Here is a 19,328-nt window from a genome sequence, read left to right as displayed (position 1 = left end):
CGTTAACCCTCCTTCTCCCGCGGGGAATCGGCGTGCGCCAGAACGGGAATGCGTATCGCAACGACCGTGCCTTCGCCGGGCGAACTGTCGATGTTCACGCCGAACGCCGGGCCGAAATGAAGCCCGATGCGCTCCGTCACATTGCGAACGCCGATCGAATTCATGCCTTTCTTGCCCTTGCCGCTTTCCTTCGATAATCGCCGGATTTGCGCTTCGCTCATGCCGGCGCCGTTATCGCGGATCGTGAACTCGACCGCGCCGCCCTTCTGCCGCACGGAGACGATAAGTCGGTATTTGACGGGATTTCCGGCGGCGAAGCCGTGGAATACCGCATTTTCCACGAACGGTTGAACGATAAATTTGAGCGTGCGATAGTTCAATACCTCTTCCGCAATATCATACTCCGCCTCGAACGTATTAAAATAACGCAATTGCAGCAGAGAGACGTAATTTTTAATAAACGAAATTTCTTCTTCGATCGAGACGAATTGCTGCGTATTCTGCGTCGAGAACGTCAGCAGCCGAATGAACGAATCCAGCGTTTCCGTAATGTTGTCCGCCATCTGCGCTTGCGCCATCCATTTTACGACCGACAAGGTATTGTAAATGAAATGGGGATTGATCTGCGTCTGCAGCGCGTTCAATTCGGCGCTCCGTTTCCGCCCTTCTTCCTCCTTGATGCGCCCGATCAAGCTCTTGATCTCGCTTGTCATCGCATTGAAGGAACGGCTAAGACGCCCGACTTCGTCCCCGCTCTTCACGTCGACGGTCACGTTGAAGTTCCCCTGCTCCACCTTTTTCATCATCCGGCTCAATTTCATGATCGGATTGGAAATGCTGCGGGAGACCAGATAAGCAACTATGAACGCAACGACGATTAAAATCACTACGATCATGGCGATAAAATTGCGGATCGAGTATACTTCGTGAAACAGCTTGTCTTTATGGATGACCGTATAAAATTGCCAACCGCTGACTTGGGAAGCATTATGAACGATATAATACTTCTCGCTCCCCTCCAGGCTTGCCGGGTTGAAGGTGCCGGAAGGGTACCGGCTCAATGCGGCCTGAAATTGTTCGTCCACTTCTCCCGTATGCGTGCTGAACAGAATCGCTCCGTTCTCGTCTACAATGATTTGTTCCGCTTCCGGACCGGACTTCAAGCCTTGGTACAGTTTTTGCAGCGCATTCTCGCGAATATGAATGAGAAACACGCCCAACTTCCGGTTTGTCGTCGGGTCGACGATGACCCGGCCGACCGTCAGGACGTATCGCTCCGACGAACTCACTTGCTTCTCCGGGTGAAGCCCGACGACAACGGGAGCGCCTTCTTTGCTTACAATGTATCGAAACCATTCCTCTTCGTCCGGCTTGTATTCGTAATTGTAAATGACCTGATATCCTTTGCGGTAAGCTACGTCGTTATTGTTGGGATAAATGACCAGCGAATCGATATCGTCGTTAAACAGCAAAATATTGCGAAAAAACGAATCGTTCACGAACTTATAGTCTTTCGCTTTTTCATAGACCGGATATTCGTAACTGTCGTAATCCTTGGCCAAAATCGCGAGCAGTTCCTGATCGTAAAACGGCGCGCCGGACGTTCGCAGCATGTTTTGCAGGAAGGCGTCCGTATTCGTAATCATTTGCCGATTCAGTTCCGTAAAGGAATTCACGATCCGTCCTTCCAGAAAAGAAATGGAATAATAGTACGATATGAGGCTGATAAAGATCAGAGGCACGATAATGAGAAGAACATAAGTCAAAAACAATTTTTGATTGATGCTGCGATCCTTCATTGTTATTCGCCGCAACGCGCCCGATCCCCCATTCGATAGCCTTAATAGAAAAGATCATTGGCTAAGGAAAGTGTTTCCTCAACCAATGATAGCACAGGTTTCCCCCGCTTTTGATCAAACTTTAGACTTAATCCGATATAATTCGACAATTTTCTCGAAATTCAGTTCCGCGGTACCGGTAACGATCAGATCCGCTTCCTTCATCGCTTCGGGCGTGCCGACGCCGACGGCGAACATGCCTGCGCCGCGGATCGCCCGAATGCCCGCCTCCGCATCTTCCACGCCGACGCAGCATGCCGGCGTTGCCTTCAGGTCGGCCGCCGCTTTGAGGAATATTTCCGGATCGGGCTTGCCCTTCGCCAGCAGGGCAGGGTCGACGACCGTGTCGAAATAATGCCCGATTTGCAGCTTCGCTAGAATCGTTCCGGCGTTGCGGCTGGCGGATGCAAGTCCGATTCTCATCCCCGCTTCGCGCACGTCGCGCAGCAGTTCCGCGATGCCGGGCAGCAGATGGTCCGGGGTAATGCCTTCGATCAATTGCGTATAATGATCGTTCTTGCGTCCCGCCATCGCTTCTTTCTCGGACCGGGAGAGGCGGTCCCGCATCCCGCCGCGCTCCAGAATGAGCTCCAGCGACTGCATCCTGTCGATTCCTTTCAGACGTTCGTTGAACGTGCGGTCGAACGGAATGCCGAGTTCCCGCGCCAGAAGCCCCCATGCCTGGTAGTGGTGTTCGGCCGTATCGGTAATCACGCCGTCCAGATCGAAAATAAACGCTTTAACGTCCATGCTCAACTCAAACCTCCCCTTGCCCAAGCGCTATCTCAAGCCGGTCCTTCAGCGTGTAAGGCTTGCCGTGCACCGTGAACTCCACGTACGGACGAACGCCTGTCTCCTTGACGATTTCCAGGCGTCCCTGAACGATACGCACTTGCAAACGGTCCCCTTGCCAATATAGCGGAAAGGCTAACGACTCCCACTCTTTCGGCAGGCGCGGATCGATGCGCAGTTTGCCGTCCAGCGAGCGCACGCCGCCGAATCCGAACACGGCCGATTTCCAGATGCCGCCGATCGAAGCGGTATGCATGCCTTGATCGGACGATTTCATGTTCGGCCCCAAGTCGATGCGGGCCGCTTGCTCGAACATGCGGTAAGCGAGCGCCGTATCGTCCATGTCGCAAGCCAATACGCAATGCGTCGACATGCTCAGCGAGGAATCGTGCAGCGTCTTCGGCTCGTAATAGTTCCAGTTGGCCCGCTTCACTTCCCGCGGAAACAGATGCTCCAGCAAATAGAACAGCACCATAATATCCGCCTGCTTGGACACTTGCATATCGCTTACTTGGTCCATGTTGTAATCCTCGAAAATGAGGCCGACTTCCCGCTGATTGCGGTACTTCGTCAGATTGATTATTTTTTTGTGCAAATACGTGTCGTCCTGCGGAATGATCAGATCTTCGGCGCGCGGCTGCGGCAAGTAGATCAAATCCGCCTTGGCCTTCCATTCGCGGCAAGCCTCTTCGAGATGGAGCGCCTCGTTTAACCGCGACCATAGCTCGGGCCGTTCCTGCCTAAGCTTGTCGTGGCACGCGATCGCCGTCCGGATGTTCCAATGCGCCATATAATTCGTAAAGGCGTTATTGTCGACATGTTCCTTATATTCGTCCGGGCCGATCACATCGTTGATATGGTATCGGCCTGCGGCTTCGTCCCATTCCAGGCGGCTCGCCCAGAACGTCGCCGTTTCCATCACGATTTCGTAACCGCATCGTTCCATAAACCGCTCGTCTCCGGTCGTCCGGTAATATTGCCAGACGCCGTAAGCGACATCGCTCGTAATATGCTGCTCGATCGCCCCGGTCCAGATTCGGGTCGGCGTGCCGGTAACGACATCGACAGGACCCCAATCCGGCGTCGCTTCGTCCCCGGTCAACGCCGACTCCCACGGGTACATCGCGCCGCGGAAGCCGTTGGCCTGCGCTTTGCGCCGCGCTCCCGCCAGCGTGTTGTACCGGTATTCCAGCAGCTTGCGCGCCGTCTCCGGTTCGGTAAACAGGAAATACGGCATAATGAAAATTTCCGTATCCCAGAACGAATGGCCTTTATACCCTTCGCCCGACAATCCTTTCGCCCCGACGCCGAACCGGTTATCATGCGCCGGCGTCATAAGAACGAGATGATATTGGGCAAAGCGTACGGCCAACTGGTCGAAATCATGCGCGCTTTCGATCCGGATATCGGCCTTCTCCCATTTGCGCGACCATTCCTCCGCGCTTTCCAGGAGCAGCTGTTCGTAGCCTTTCGCCGCTTCCGTTTGCAAATCTATCAAAGCGCGCTCGCGCAATTCAGCAGCGCCACACGCCGCAAACTCCCGGTCCAAGCTCGTGTAAATGCCGCCTATTTTCTCCAGCGTAATCTTCTCGCCGACCGCAAGCTTATAGCGGTATTCCACCGCGACCTTTCTCCGCCCGATGGACAGGCGCGGTTCGGGTTCCATGTCTCGTTCTCCGATCCGGTGGCGATGCGTGCAAGTGAAAGCGAAATCGATGTTTGACTCGGTCGTCGTCGCCGTCATCTGCAGCAGCTTCTTGTCGAATATCCGCTTGTCTCCTTCGTGAAAATGCTGCGCCCCGGAATTGGTCACCTGCCCATTGATGCCGGAACGGATCGCAATTTCCGCCTCGCCGGTCAGAGGGACGATCTCCGCCCTCATGCCAAACAAGTGTAGATTCCGCAAGGAAACAAACCGGCGGAATACGAATTCGAACGCCTCGCCCTCGTTATTTTCCCATACGAGGCTGCGCGTCAGCTCGCCCGTTCGCAGATTCAATTGGCGTATATAACGATGGATCCTCCCTTTCTCCAGATGAAACGTTTCCCCGTTGATGGTAATATCCAGTTCCGTCATATCGGCGCAATTCGGCAGTTCCGTCACTTCGCGCTCGTCGAACTTGTTGAACGTTCCGGCGACGAAGCAATTCCGGGTCTCGCCCGCATAACGCTCTTCCGTGCACGACCGTACGCCCATATAACCGTTGCCCAGGCACATGATCGTCTCATATTTCGCCAAATGGCGGACGTCGAACCGCATTTCCGCCACAATCCAGTTTTTCCGTTCGCCTTGGCCGGCGTCATAGGTTAACAAACCAATCTCTCCCTCTCATCTTTGTTATATGGCGATGGCTCTTCTGTCGTTTAACGCTTGCTTTTTTCTTTTTGCTTATGCCTTCTGCCGCTTGCAGTCGTCAACCCTTCAGCCCCGTCGTAGCGATGCCCTGCACCAAGTGGCGCTGGAAAATCAGGAAGACGATAATAATCGGCAGCGTCAACAAGATGACCCCGGTCATCGTGACGTTCGGCCATTCGAAATACCGGTTCTTGAGCGTATTCAACCCAACCGTCAGCACGTACCAGCGGCTGTCGTTCACCAGCGTCACCGGCCAGACGAACGAATTCCACGTGCCCGTAAAGCTGAAAATGATTTGCGTGCCGAGCGCGCCTTTGGACAGCGGAAGAATGATGCGGAAGAAGGTGCCGATCTTCGTCAGTCCGTCGACCTCCGCCGCCTCCTCCAATTCCTTCGGAATGGTGATGAAAAATTGCCGCATCAAGAAAACGAGAAAGCCTTGGAACAGGAACGGCACGATCAAGCCTTGATAGCTGTTCAGCCAGCCCAGCTTCACGATCATCGAATAAATCGGTATGATCGTCACTTGGTACGGAACCATCATCATCCCGATGATGATGAAGAAAATGACATTGCGGCCGCGGTACTGCAATCTCGATAAAGAGTAGGCCGCCATCGTATTGATTAACATATTGCCCGCCAAAATGCCGAGCGTCACGATAACGGAATTCAGATACCAAATCGATATGTCCGAGTTCAGCAGCACGTCCCGGTAGTTTTCAAGCGTCATTCTCGTAATCGGCACGATTTTATCGATATCCGCTTTGCCCAGAAACGACGTATATACGGCATAACCGAACGGAACGATGAAAAAGACGGAACATGCCAGCAGAAGAACGTAACGCAGCCACGTAATTTTCCAGTTTGTCATAAGCTATACGTCCTCCTTTACGAAACGTTTTTGAACGATGGTGAAAATAACGATCAGCGCAAAAATGATAAAAGCGGCGGCGCTTCCGTAACCGGCGCGGTTAAAGTTGAACGCCTGGCTGTAAAAATAAATGACGATCGTGCTCGTCGCGCCCGCCGGACTGCCCAGCGACCCGTTGCGCGCCAAAGCGTACGGCTGATCGAACAACTGCATCGCGTAAATCATGCCCGAGGTGAGCACGAGGAACGTCGTCGGTTTCAGCATCGGCACCGTAATGTACCAAAGCCGCTGCCAGGCGTTGGCCCCATCCACCGTGCCGGCTTCGTATACGTCGCCGGGGATCGTCTGCAATCCCGCCAAATAGACGACGACGTAAAAGCCGACATACGTCCATACCGTCAGCACGATCAGAAACGGCAGCGCATATTTGGTGCTGGCGTACCACGATACGTCCTCCATGCCGAACAAAGTGAAGAACTTTGTGGCGATGCCGTCCCGCTGCATGAACAAATACATGAAGACGGTCGTCACCGCGACCGTGGACGTGATGTACGGCAAATAGTAAAGCGTGCGGAACACCGTCTTGAGCCGGGCGATCTTGTTCAAGTTAACGGCGATCAGAAGCGATATGACCGTTTGCAGCGGCACGGCCACCGCCGTTAAAATGACCGAGTTTTGGAGCGCTCCCCAGAAATCGTCGTCCTTCAGCATCTCCGCATAATTGCTCAAGCCGATAAATTGCGCCGCGTCGGGATTCAGAAAGCTGATATCCTGAAAACTGTAAATAAACGAGCGCAGCAAAGGATAATAAAACCAAATTCCCATCAGAATGAGAATCGGCGCGACGAATAAATACCCTACGAATGTCGGCGAAGAGGCGAGTCCCCTCCATCCCCGTTTGGCCGGCCTGCCGGCTTGATTTCGATTCGTTTCCGTGTAAGATGCCATTATGGTCGCATACCTCCGTCCATTTCCCCTCTTGCAAATTCGCTTGCCCGGCAAGCCGGGCGGCGTACTTTCATGATACGGGCCGCAACGCCGCGGCAAAACAGAAGATATTTACATGGCACCGAATATTTTTACATTCGGTATCGAGCTTAGTAAAAAAGGCCTGCGGCCTGCCGTCTTCCTATGGAAGCGGCGAGGCGCAGACCTATTCGTTATCATTTATATTCCAGCAAAGACAAGATTAGCGTGACCGCTTCCGCACGCGATGCGTTGTCGTTCGGTACGAAAAGATTGTTGCCTCTGCCTTTCACAAGTCCCGCGTCGACGGCGGCTGCGATATACGGCCGGGCCCAAGCCGGGATTCGATCCGCGTCGGCAAAGGACAACTCCGCCTTCGGATCGGTTGCGAGTCCCGCCGCCCGGGCGATCATTACGGCAAGTTCCGTACGATTGATCGTTTTGTCCGGACGGAACGTATTGTCTTCGTAACCCTTGACGACGCCGGCGCCGACCGCTTCCGCTACGAACGCTTGCGCCCATGCCGGAATGCGCTCCTTGTCGGCGAAGGCAACGACGGCGTGATCGCCTCGCCACTTCAAGGCGCGTCCCAGCATCGCCGTAAATTCGCCGCGGGTTACATGATGGTTCGGCCGGAACGTGCCGTCCTCATAGCCTGTTACGATGCCGAGTTCCGCCGCCTTGCGGATCGCTTCGGCAGCCCAGTGTCCGGCGATATCCTTCAGCTTCTCGCCGGGAGCGGGTTTATCCCCCGGCTGATGCGGCGTTCCGCCGTCCTTGCCGGGATCTTGACCTTCTTCGGAACCGTTGTCGCCTTCTTCCTTCGTATCGCCAGGCTTCTCTCCCGAGTTGCCGGACGAACCTTGATCCAAGCCTCCCGTTTGGCCTCCGCCGGAATTGCCGCCCCCGCCGCTCGAATTGGTTTTCACGGTAACGCTCGGTCCGTTGTCGCTCCAAAGGCCGTCTTCGTTCAGCGCTTCGACCTTGAAGGTATATTGCGTACCCGCTGTTAATCCCGTAATCCGAACGGTATGGACATCGCCTTTTACGGTCAGATTCCGCTCGCCCCATACGATGCTGTATTGAGCGATCCCCTTCGCGTCCGCTGCCGGGGTCCAGTGCAACGTCAAGCCGCTTGTACCGACGTTCGAGTACGTTACTTTGCTGCCCTGCGGCCACACCGGTTTCGCCGACTGTTCAAGACGGTCGATCGCTTCGCGCAAAGCCGCCAAAGCCGCTTCGATTTCCGCCGCAGTTGCCCCGTCTTTGTCCAAGACGGCCTTCGCATTCGCTCTTGCCCCGACGAATTCCGTCCAGGACGAGTCCGTATACGTACCTTGCTCTAAATCTTTCACCTGATCGTATGCGAGTTGAAGCTCCTGCTTATCGCCAGGTTGCGCCGAGTCGCCCAACGTGATCGTTACTTTGGGCGTATCGATCGGCACGGAGACGATTCCTTTCGCACCGTCGACGGTTCCCGCCGATGCGGCGGCGATATTGTTCACCATGCTCGGCAATTGGATGCTGAATTGCCGTTCCGCCTCGGAACCTACCTTGGCTCCGTTCAAGTCGCTATGGAACGTCACAATAAGTTTGTTTCCGTCTTTTACGATTTTATAGCCGACTCTGCCGCCCTGGAACGCCGGATAGTTGTTCACTTCCGCAACGACGTTCGCATTGTCCGCGGCGTTCTCCACCCATTCCTTCGGGATGCCGCGGCCCACGATAATATCGTAGTTCCGGTTTTGGTTGTAAATCCGTTCGGCGATCAGCGCATCGATCAATACTTTGGAGTTAACCGACTGTCCCCACATATGCGGCGCCGACCCGCCGCCGCCCGGCGTATTATGCACGCTCAGACGATCGTTCGTTTTGGCCCATGGAGTCTTCTGTTTCGGATAATCAATCCCTTCCCACCAACTGAACGGTCCGCTCATGGAGCGCTCAAGCATAAATTCGTACGCTTTAATGCCCATATCTCTGTACTGTTCCCCGCGCAATGCCGCGCTGCCGTAACCCGCGTTGTACGCGCTAGAATAGAAACCGTGCGGGTATCCGCCGAAATTGTAAGGGGAATCGGTCGTTCCCTCGTTGATTCGTCTGTTGATGCCGTACGTATACGTTTGATCCAGCATCGAAATGTTGATATTGTCTTCGGGCTGTTCCGCTCCGTACAAGTAGCCGTCCCATGTCCATCTGCCGAACAGGAACATCGATGCCCAGTTCGCGTCTCTCGAATCTTTGGTTCGGTTCTCGTCATTGCTTTGCACGACGGAGATCGGGATGTAATCCAGCTTCTTGTCATCGATCGTTTTCTGCAATCTGGCTGTGAATTTTTCCAATAAATCATTATACTCGGCCTTGGCCCATTGCGCTTCCAGCATATACCGCTCGTCGTTCGTCGCTTTGTACAATTCGCGGCCGATGTACTCATAAGCCGTTAATCCCATAAGTGCGGAGTGATTGTCAATCGTCCAATAACCTTTATCGTCGATGGCATAGGTTTGCTTCATAATTCCGTCGGCATTCTCCTTGCGATCGTCCGCTATGCTCCGCGCCGCATATTTGACTCTTTTCTCGAATATCGTTCCTCTCGACCCGTCATCGGCAGTCATTTGCTCGTCAAAAATGCCGATATCGCCCGTCTTGCTTACATAAACGGCATAGGCCCAAGCCAGTTTCCAGTTGGCGTCCCAATACAGGTTGCCGTCGATCTCGCCGGTCTCGATATTGATTCCTCCGGTCAAAGGGATGCTCTCCAGATACTGTTTCGCGTATTGGAAATCTCCGCTTTGAAGCAGCTGCACCAAAATCCCCAGCGTATCGTGGGAGTATAATCTCGCATATCCGTTCTCGCCGACATGCAGATAGGTGCCGTCCTTAATAATCATCATATCGATATAGCCCGCTTTAAACGCATTGACAAGTTCTTTGTTGGGCAGATCGATGCTTACCAATGCGGACAGCCTATTTACCCAATACGTCTTCATGGATTGGTAGTTATCGTCGAATGAGCCTTGACTCGCCACTTGATCCGAAGTTAGCGAAGTAAACTTCGTTACGCCTTCGTCAAAGTATTCGTATTTATCCGCTTCGATAGCATAGTCGCGTACCACGGTTTCCCCGGCTTCCATGACAAAGGTGCGGTTCGCATGTTCGTTCAAAGGGATCAAATTGCCGGAAACGACCGGCAACAATCTTTTCTCGCCCGACAGATTCGTTGCCGTTACTCTGGAATAATCGATGACATAATCCTTGCCCTCGACCGTGTGTTTGTTGCCGAAGCTCTCAATCTTGTACTTCACGTCGTCCTTCGTATATTCGCTGACGAATACCGGCAGATAGCCTTCCGCTTTATACCATGAAATATGGTCGGTATCCGTCACGCCGAAGGTAACCATTTGCATAGGCGCGACAGGCCCGTGCTGCTGCGGCCGTGCTCCCCCGATTTGGTACGAGCCGTCCAGGAAAGCGAGCGACGCGTTCTTATCTCCCTCAAATCCGAACGCAGCCGTCATTTTCCTGTTCGTTTCATATTGATATTTGCCGGACACCTGCAAACGGTCCAGCGTATTCAATACGTTCGAGTAGGCTTGCAATTTCTCTTGTTCGGAGGCATCGGTCCCCAGAGATTTCGCCGCTTCGACGGCAAGTTTCAAAGTATACACAGACTCCTCGGTATAGCCTTTCACAACGGCTCCTTCGATGGCGGCGATTTGTTCGGCAAAACCGTCCAAGCCGCCGCTTACCGACAAGTTATCGAATGCGGCCTGCAAGGCGGAGAAGGCTGCGTCAATCTCTGTCTGTTCGGCGTCAAAATCGTGCAGCACCTCTTTGGCGCGGGCCAGCTCGGTCTCCAGTGCCGACCAGGACTGTGCTGTGTAAAATTTTCGGTTATAGCGGGATAGTTCCTCTATTAACGCTTCCAACGAGCTTTTATCCAGGTTCGATTTTTTGACGATCCGCAATATTCCGGTGCCTAGGTGCGCTTCCGGAACAAACCGCGCCGACCCGTTTGCAAATACCGTCTTGCCAAAGTATTCGTTCTCCGAGTCTTCCGTTTTGTTCGTTACGACCCATTGATATTTGCCGTTTACCGGATTCGTTTGCGAAAGGATGATGGCATAACGTTGATTTTGTTCGAGAGAGTAACTCAATTTCGCCGTTGTCAACCCATCGCTTGCAACCGCGGCGCTGTCCACGACGGCTTGCGCAAGCGGCGCGCCCTCGGGAATTCCGCCATCATTGACGGCGTAGAGAGCTACGATGAGATCGTTCGCGCCGTATTCCGGCATCACGCGAACTTGAACGTATTCCATCTCAAAGCTTTCTTTCGGTGTGAACGTCTGATACCGGTCCCGTTGATCTTTCACGTTGCCGAAAGCGTAATTGCCTTTCCACGAGCCCGTATAATCGACCATAATATTCGTTTCTCTTTTAACGAGCGCGGCTTTGGCCTGCCTCAAATCACGGAGAGCATTGTCCGCTTCGATTTGCGTTGCATCCGCTTTTTCCAATATCGTCTTGGCTTGTTCTCTTGCGGCGACGAACGCTTGCCATGATTCGTCCGTATAGAGACGTTGAACCATATCTTTCACCGCATTATATTCGTTCCGCAATGGCAGTTTGTCCACAACTTCCCCAGTGCCGACCGCAAGCCCGGAGAACGTGATGTTGCCGTACTTCGCGATGGTTTCCGTTTGCCGGCCCTCCACTTTGACGCTTACATGGGCAGGCACTTTCATTTGGTACTGGTACACTTGCGAAGTGCCGCCGGCGCTAATTTGCTTCGTTTCTACAAGAGAATCCTCCGCATAGAAGTTCAGATCAATCTTGGCGTTCCACATTCCCAAGCCGAATACGATCGTCGTATCCTGCGGCTGCGGCGCTACTGTAAAATCCCAGCCCACATTTTCATATGGTCCGGCATCCCTGCTCCGCTCGGGAAAGAACACGCCGAATCCTGTGTCTTTAACGCCTGTTTCATATCCCGGCATACCGTCGCTCCATGAGTACGATATATAGTTGGCGTCGCCGCCCCGGTTCGGTTTCCCCTCCACCGCTGTTTCTCCATATACGCTAAATGTAACGGAGTTGGAGCCCGCTTTTTTGATCTGAATGACATTCCCTGCGCCATCCCCTTTAAGATGAAGCCAATCTACATTGCCGACCTCCGACAGATTCAGCGCGTATTCGCCATTGACTTGGCTTTGCGCGATTTCAAGCGAAAGCGAGCCGGCGCCGCCGCCTTCCTCCGCCCCGTACGCCGCCGCGGTTGGAATGATCGTCGTTATCATCACACAAATGAATAAGACAGCGGACGTCCATTTTTGAAACGCATTTTTAAGCATGAATAAGACCTCCATTACCGGTTTATTGTCAGATTCTTCTTAGACGCATGTCTGCGAACCGTTCCATCAGGATGAAAACGGTTCCGATTAAATTTCCATTTCCCCCTCCTTTTCAAGAAAATTCTTTCCGATTAACCCCCAGTAGCTTCCGTTTGCCGGTCGTTCCATCAATCCTGCATAACCAACTTCATCATAATGAGTTCCGGCGCGGCAAAATACAGAAGATCTTTACATGCTTCCGAAAATTTTTACATGCTCCACTGTGCTTGACAAAAGAACTCCTCCTAAGCAAAAAAATACAGCCCGCCTCCGGAAGAGAACGAGCCGCAATTTCTCGCATATCGCCGTTTTTACAGGTTTCCTGTGTCGCATACATACGCAGCATGAATAGGAGGCCTCTTTGGGAGTTAGCTCCAAAAACCGGCGCTAATATTCCCGACTGCCCCTCTTCAGCCACATTACATGGAAAATCTACCGCTAATTTCTCCGAAATCGACATTTTCGCCGAAATGCTCGAGATTAGCTCCGGAAAATACCGTTACCTTTCGCGATTTACGCGATGAGAACCTATTTGCTCCAGATTTTACCGCTAAACGCATGACGACGAGCTTCCACTAAACAAGTTAACAAAGGCTGCACCGCATCAGCATTGACCATGCGCGGTACAGCCTTCTTCCGTTTATCTGCCGATCGCCGTATCGATCTTCCCTTGCAAGGCGACCAGGCGCATGACGATCTCCGCCGCATCGGCGCGGGTTACCGTTCCCTGAGGCTCGAACTTCCCGTCCTTCGGTTGCAGCAATCCGAGCTTGAGGGAGAGCGCCGCCGCTCCCTTGCGTTCGATCGACGAAGCGTCCTTCAACTCCGCGACCGTCTTGTCATCGGCCAGAAACTGCGATAATTTATCGTACTTTACGATTTTGGCCAGCGAGACGGCCAGCATCTCCCGGGTTACCCCTTGTTCAGGCCGCAATTGGGCATTGCGGTCCTCGGCCAGCCAACCCTCTTGAATCGCATATTTCACAGCCGCAAAATAAGGACTTTCCGGCGCAACATCGGCGAAAGGAGCCTCATTCATACCGGGATAGAGAGACTGGTAATAGGGATTTACCACTTTGGACATGATCGCCAGCCACTCACCGTATGTAATAGAACGATCCGGTTGCAGACGCCCTTGTTCGTCCGGCGTCAAAATGCCGTGAAGCAGCAATTTGGTCAACGCCTTCTCGGAAGGATGCCCCTCAATATCTTTGGCCGCTTGTTCGGCATCCTTCGCACCGCCGCCGGGAATCGACCATGTCTGCGTCAATTTCCCGTTGTTCGCATCAATATAAGCAATAAACGACCGGTCCCGATCTTTGAATTTCATATCATATACGAGCTTCACAGAAGGTTTAAGCTCCTTCCCGTCCGTTCCGTAATATCCGCCGAACCGGGCATAGCGCAGTTCCATTACCGCTTGCTCCCGATACGTTTGCAGCGCCTGTTCCGCCGTTACGGCGGCTTTCTGCCCTTCCGCCCAATGCTCCAGCATCCCGGTCCGTTCCGCGGAATAGCTCCGTACCGCCCCCGAACGGGAGATGCCGACGGTCACGGTATCGCCGTCAACCGGAACATCGTTATAGAAACGTTGGAAATAAAATAAATAATCGTCGCTATCGCCGTTCTTCATGTAGGCGGGCGGCGAAGACGCCAGTTTCAACGCCTCCGCGGCGTTCGGATACAGCTTGTTCACCAGTTCGATCGCCGTTCGCTCCGCCTGTTGTTGCGTAACGGTTTGTCCCGCAGGCTGTTTCGATTCCCCTTCGCTCCTCACTCCCGGCATCGGGAAGCGTTCCGTGCCGAATCGAATCACGCGGCCGGTATCCGCGTCGACTTGAGCCGTGAACCGGTCGCCGCCGAACGGCATCGCCCGATTCTCCTCGTTTGCCCATGTCAGCAGCCACATTCGTTCATTCTTGACGCCCCGGCTCGACGTAAGCGATGAATGGCGCAACTGCATTCCATCCGGAACGTTTGCCGCATCTGTCACGAGCTTGACCGCTTCGTCGCCTGTCGCCACGCCTCCCGTTTTCGGAATGAACGTTGCGTCCGTTCTCGGCACCCGCTTATAGATCGTTTCGCCATGCTCCCATTGTTCCCCCGCAGGCGCGGCGACCGGTTTGCCGGTCTGCGCGTCGATCATTTGATAGCCGTTTGCCGCGGGGCGGTATGCAAGCATGTAGGACTGAAGCGCCCCGTCACGGTAAACCGGAACGTAGGCAAGTTCCATGACAAGCCGGTCCGCCAAGATCCGATCCGCCTGCTGTTGCGTAATTGCAGGCTTCGCGCTCGGATAGGGCAGTTCGGAGCGGCTGCGGTAATAATCCGTTACCTCGCCGTTGCCGTCCGTCGTCACGGATAAGGATTCGTTATCCGAGGAAACGCCGTCCACCTGTACATTGAAGCGAAAATAATACTTCGCGGGCGCAAACAGCGATTGCTCGTCCGGATATTGAACATTGGCTTCCGATAACTGATCTTGCTTTATCGTAGGCGAAGCTTTCGCGATAAACGCTTTCACTTTCTCGAGCGCCTGCTCCCGCGTCATTTGCGGCGGCTCGTATATTTTGCCGTATTTCAGTTCGAGCAAATTGCCAATGTTCGCTTGCAGCACTTCGCCGGTCATCGCATCGACGCTGCTATTGAAGCCGATGCCGGAATTGCCGCTTCGATAAGACCATTGGATGGTCCACACTTTCTCGTTGCTCGGCGGATTGGAGTGCGGATCGCCGAATTCCGCCCGGTCGACTTCCGCGTCTTGCAGATGCGGAAACAGCCGGCGCAGAATCGATACCGCTTCGTCCTTGGAAATGTTGGCATCCGCGGGATTCAACCCGCCTGCGATATCGATCGCTTCCGCTTGCCTTATCGCCGTCCCGCTTGAAACGGAGGCGCTTCCTTCGCCCGAATTCGTTGCGGTTCCCGACATGACGGATACTTCCGCAAAACTTGGGCCGGACTGCGCCGTTACCGTCTCGGAATGGGCCGCCTCCGCGGCAACCGCCTGCTGCACTAAACAAAAGGTGAGCGTTGCCGCTACCATCGATTTCTTCATCATCGCTTTGCGCATCTGTTTCCGGTTCAAACCAACCTCTCCTCGCTTCGAAAGCAAACGCTTTCATAGTTCGTTATAAAGTAAAACGTATCGCATTGGAGAAAGTTACCGGATTTTCTATTATTTTTTTTGAACTTTTTATGAACGAACGCTAAAAATGTGTTCAAAAACTTTTTGAATAGCCTCTAGGCGCGTCCCGCCGCCTCGACAAACTGCCGCGCGTTGTCCGTCAATCGCTCGTAATCGCCGCGCGCCAGCCATTCGGCGTTGACCAATTTGCTGCCGAGACCGACTGCGGCCGCCCCCGCCGCGAAAAAATCGGCAATATTATGCAAATCGACTCCCCCGGTCGCCATCATCGGGATATGATTCAGAGGAGCTCGAACTTCGCGCAAGTAGGATTGGCCGAGCGCCCCCATCGGGAACAGCTTGACCGCCTTCGCCCCCGCTTTCCAGGCGCGAACGATTTCCGTCGGCGTCATTACGCCCGGCCATACGTCGACCCCCCGTTCCAAGCCGTATGCGATCACCGCCTCGTCCAAATTCGGAGAAATGAGAAATTGCGCGCCGGCGGCGACCGCCTCCCGGGCCATTTCCTCATCCAGCACCGTGCCTGCGCCGATATAGGCGCGCCCGTCAAAGCGCTCGCGCCAGCGCGAAACGATCGGCAGCGCTCCTTCCGTATTCATTGTCACTTCCATTAGGGCAATGCCGCCGTCTACGAGAGCTTGCCCCGCCATATCCGCCTGTTCTGCGGCAATGCCGCGGAATATGGCGACGATGCGATGCCGCAATAATAACGTTGTCATATCCATATGTATTCCTCTTTTCGTCGATTTTCAATTCGTTTTTACGTCAACGTCATTATACCATAACTTCATGTGGCTCTGGACAAATCGACAATGCCGGCGTATATTATGAATATAAAAATAAATTATTCATAAATTCAAAATAAACGAGGTGTCGATCCTATGCCGAAATTTACGGAAAAAGAAAAGGAAGCGATCCGCAACAAACTGCTGGACGAGGGAAGGCGGCTGTTCGCCGTGTTAGGATTAAAAAAGACGAGCATCGAAGACGTAACGAAAGCGGTCGGAATCGCGCAAGGATCGTTCTATTTGTTTTACAGTTCAAAAGAAGAACTGTATTGCGAAATTTTGCAGCAGGAGGAACGCGTCATTCGGTCGCAGCTGATCGAACGTTTCTTCGCGCAGGACCATATCACGAGAGAAATGTTCAAACAATTTTTGCGGCGGTCGTTTGCCGTGATGGAGGAAAATCCGTTCATCCGCCAAATATACGACGAGGATGCGATGGAATCTGTGTTTCGCAAGCTGCCGGAAGATAAACTGCAAGAGTTGTTTACGGACGACTCGGCTTTCTTCGTGCCGCTGATCGTGCGCGGACAGCAACAAGGGTGGATGGCGGCCCGCAATCCGGAAACGATCGTCAGTCTGATCCGGTCCATCGTGCTTCTGGCCATGCAAAAAAGGCAAATCGGCGAAGAACGTTACGAGGAAACGATCGAATTGCTCATTGAACTGGTCGCCAGCGGCTTGGTTAAGGAGGAGGCTCAGCGCCATGATTGAGGTCGAACGGCTTTATTATACGTATCCGGGGCAAACGGAACCTGCGCTGAAAGGGCTCGATTTCTCGATGGGCAAAGGGGAAATTTTCGGTTTTCTCGGCCCGTCGGGCGCCGGCAAAAGCACAACGCAAAAAATTTTGATCGGCATCCTGAAACGGTATGAGGGGCAAGTTCGGGTGATGGGCCGCGAATTGCGCGAGGTCACGAACGATTATTACGAGAACATCGGAGTCGCTTTTGAATTCCCCAATTTTTACAACCGTTTTACGGCATTGGAAAATTTGAATTTATTCCGTTCCCTGTACAAGGGGGAGACGGAACAACCCGAGCGGCTGCTCGCCATGGTCGATCTGGAGCGATTTGCCAAGACGAAAGTATCCGATTTCTCCAAAGGCATGAAGATGAGGCTGAATTTTTGCCGGGCGCTGCTGAACAAACCGGATATTTTGTTTCTCGACGAACCGACATCCGGACTCGACCCGGTCAACGCAAGGAAGATGAAGGATTTGATCATGGCCAAAAAGTCCGAGGGCAAAACAATTCTGATCACGACGCATAATATGAGCGCGGCCGATGAAATTTGCGATCGCGTCGCATTTATCGTCGACGGCGGAATCAGTCTGATCGATTCGCCGCGGACGTTGAAAGTGCAGCGCGGCAGCAAACGGCTGCGCGTCGAATACCGGGAAGGCGAAGGCTTGCGGAGCGCCGATTTCCATCTGGACGGAATCGGAACGGATCCGCATTTTCTCGATATGCTGCGGACGAAACGGGTCGAGACGATCCATACGCAAGAAGCTTCGTTGGAAGATATTTTTATTCAAGTGACCGGGAGGAGTTTGGGATGAGATTGGCGTCGGCTTTCGTTTACGATATGAAACTGCAGTTCAGGCACGGCTTCTATTACGCTTATTTGTTCATCAGCGCCGCCTATATCGTTTTGCTGAGACTCATGCCTCGGGAGTACAAGGAAACGGCAAGCATTCTCATAACCTTTTCCGATCCGAGCGTGCTCGGCTTTTTCTTTATCGGCGGTCTCGTGCTGCTGGAGAAAGGGCAGAACGTCTACGACAATTTATTCGTTACGCCGTATCGTCCGGCGGAATATATCGTGTCGAAAACGCTGTCCCTTACCCTCTTGTCCGTCGTTACAAGTTATGCGGTTCATGTCGGCGCCTTCGGCTTTCATACGAATCTGCTGCTGTATGTGACAGGCGTTGCGCTTACTTCCTTTTTCTTTACCTTGATCGGTATGGGACTGGCGGTAAGATGCCAGACGTTGAACGGTTTCTTCTTCATGTCTACGCTGTACACGTTTGTTTTCGTCCTGCCGCTCTTCGAAACCGTGGGTGTATGGACAAGTCCGCTATTTGCCGTTTTGCCCGCGAAAGCGTCGTTGCTGCTGCTCGGTACGGCGTTCTCGCCGCTTGATTGGCGCGAATTGGCGTACGGCCTCCTGCTTCTGGCAGGCTGGAACGCGATTGCATTTCTATGGACCTGGCATTCATTCCGCAAGTTCATCATTTTAAAAATCGGAAACGAAAGGAGAGGCGGCAAATGAATCGGTTCCTTCATCTTATTCGCGGAGACGTCAAACAAATTGCGCGCGATCCGATGCTCGCTTTTTATTTGCTGGCTCCGATGCTTATTATATTGGCGGTCCGGTTCGGCATTCCGTTCGCGGCAGCGCTGCTGCAGCGCGAAGCCGGATTCGATCTGGCTCCTTATTACAATCTGATCCTCAGCTTTGCGATGCTGCTTATTCCGCTTATTCTAGGAGTGCTCGCCGGATTTATGATGCTGGACGAACGGGACGAGAACCTGATCGCCTATTATTCCGTCACGCCGCTTTCCAAGTCGGGCTACTTGCTGTACCGTCTCTCTTTCCCGATCGTATTATCCGTCCTCTATTGCGGCATGTTTCTGCTCGCAGCTTCCCTTGCACCGGCGCAGACCGCGAGTTTGCTTGCGACGCTTCCCATGCTGGCGATGGAAGCTCCGTTAATCGCCTTATTGTTGGCCGCCTGCGCATCGAACAAAGTGGAAGGCCTGGCCTGGTCGAAAGGAGCGGGATTGATCGTTTTTTTGCCTGCGATCGCCTACTTTGTTCCTTTGCCATGGCAATTGCTCGCCGGAATCGTCCCGGCTTATTGGGTTCCGAGAACGTTTCTGGCCGGCGGCATGACGCCGAAGGCTTTGACAATACCGGTATTGGCCCTTTGCGGAGGCACCGGCATTGCCGTGCATGTCATCGCGCTGCGTTTCTTATATCAACGGTTTCTATTAAAAACGGATTAATAGATGCATGATCATGTTCGCAAAAAATTCTAGATTTAGCCTTATTTTCATTCAAATCCCCCATGGCCTGACGACCATCGCCATAAATGAAAATAGAGTTGCAAACTGTATCCGTTTTTGGGGTAATTAATATGGGCAGATCATAGGTCGAAAGCTTTTTGGTGTATCAAT

At 53.3% G+C, this 19,328-nt stretch carries 12 protein-coding genes; 4 read left to right on the top strand and 8 right to left on the bottom strand.

The features are described from left to right. Positions 1-2: 2 nt before the first annotated feature. The 8 genes from KQI79_RS22310 to KQI79_RS22275 all read right to left on the bottom strand — a co-directional run bounded on the left by KQI79_RS22310 (position 3) and on the right by KQI79_RS22275 (position 16,086). Positions 3-1,814 (bottom strand): sensor histidine kinase, encoded by a 1,812-nt coding sequence (locus KQI79_RS22310; RefSeq protein WP_216540522.1) that lies wholly within the window; start codon positions 1,812-1,814, stop codon positions 3-5. 99 nt (positions 1,815-1,913) lie between these two features. Then, a complete protein-coding gene (gene pgmB / locus KQI79_RS22305) occupies positions 1,914-2,588 on the bottom strand; it encodes a beta-phosphoglucomutase (protein WP_216540542.1) in 675 nt (224 codons plus the stop codon). A 7-nt stretch (positions 2,589-2,595) separates the two neighbouring features. After that, a complete protein-coding gene (locus KQI79_RS22300) occupies positions 2,596-4,944 on the bottom strand; it encodes a glycoside hydrolase family 65 protein (protein WP_216540521.1) in 2,349 nt (782 codons plus the stop codon). A gap of 100 nt (positions 4,945-5,044) precedes the next feature. Then, positions 5,045-5,857 (bottom strand): carbohydrate ABC transporter permease, encoded by an 813-nt coding sequence (locus KQI79_RS22295; RefSeq protein ID WP_216540520.1) that lies wholly within the window; start codon positions 5,855-5,857, stop codon positions 5,045-5,047. A gap of 3 nt (positions 5,858-5,860) precedes the next feature. Continuing rightward, entirely contained in the window at positions 5,861-6,805 is a 945-nt protein-coding gene (locus tag KQI79_RS22290) for a carbohydrate ABC transporter permease (protein WP_216540519.1), read from the bottom strand. A 215-nt stretch (positions 6,806-7,020) separates the two neighbouring features. After that, positions 7,021-12,174: an S-layer homology domain-containing protein gene (locus tag KQI79_RS22285; RefSeq protein ID WP_216540518.1), complete on the bottom strand. Its 5,154-nt coding sequence runs from the start codon at positions 12,172-12,174 to the stop codon at positions 7,021-7,023. Between the two features lie 679 nt (positions 12,175-12,853). Then, positions 12,854-15,301, bottom strand: coding sequence for a YcdB/YcdC domain-containing protein (locus KQI79_RS22280; protein WP_216540517.1), 2,448 nt, complete (start codon positions 15,299-15,301; stop codon positions 12,854-12,856). A gap of 155 nt (positions 15,302-15,456) precedes the next feature. Continuing rightward, the gene (locus tag KQI79_RS22275) at positions 15,457-16,086 is read right to left on the bottom strand and encodes a bifunctional 4-hydroxy-2-oxoglutarate aldolase/2-dehydro-3-deoxy-phosphogluconate aldolase (protein ID WP_216540516.1); all 630 of its coding nucleotides are present in this window, start codon (positions 16,084-16,086) and stop codon (positions 15,457-15,459) included. A gap of 156 nt (positions 16,087-16,242) precedes the next feature. On the opposite strand from KQI79_RS22275, the gene KQI79_RS22270 reads away from it, so the two are divergent. From KQI79_RS22270 to KQI79_RS22255, 4 genes are read left to right on the top strand one after another with little or no spacing between them, the layout of a single operon-like run. After that, the gene (locus tag KQI79_RS22270; protein ID WP_216540515.1) at positions 16,243-16,860 is read left to right on the top strand and encodes a TetR/AcrR family transcriptional regulator; all 618 of its coding nucleotides are present in this window, start codon (positions 16,243-16,245) and stop codon (positions 16,858-16,860) included. Next, positions 16,853-17,707, top strand: coding sequence for an ABC transporter ATP-binding protein (locus KQI79_RS22265; protein WP_216540514.1), 855 nt, complete (start codon positions 16,853-16,855; stop codon positions 17,705-17,707). The genes KQI79_RS22270 and KQI79_RS22265 overlap by 8 nt, the downstream gene beginning before the upstream one ends. Further along, the gene (locus KQI79_RS22260; protein ID WP_216540513.1) at positions 17,704-18,420 is read left to right on the top strand and encodes a fluoroquinolone export ABC transporter permease subunit; all 717 of its coding nucleotides are present in this window, start codon (positions 17,704-17,706) and stop codon (positions 18,418-18,420) included. Before KQI79_RS22265 ends, KQI79_RS22260 begins: the two co-directional genes overlap by 4 nt. Further along, a complete protein-coding gene (locus KQI79_RS22255) occupies positions 18,417-19,157 on the top strand; it encodes a hypothetical protein (protein ID WP_216540512.1) in 741 nt (246 codons plus the stop codon). Before KQI79_RS22260 ends, KQI79_RS22255 begins: the two co-directional genes overlap by 4 nt. Positions 19,158-19,328: the final 171 nt, after the last annotated feature.

The organism is Paenibacillus sp. MSJ-34, from assembly GCF_018918005.1.
Classification (GTDB): domain Bacteria; phylum Bacillota; class Bacilli; order Paenibacillales; family Paenibacillaceae; genus MSJ-34.
Note: the sequence above shows the minus strand (reverse complement) of the source record. Positions and strands in the feature narration are given on the sequence as shown.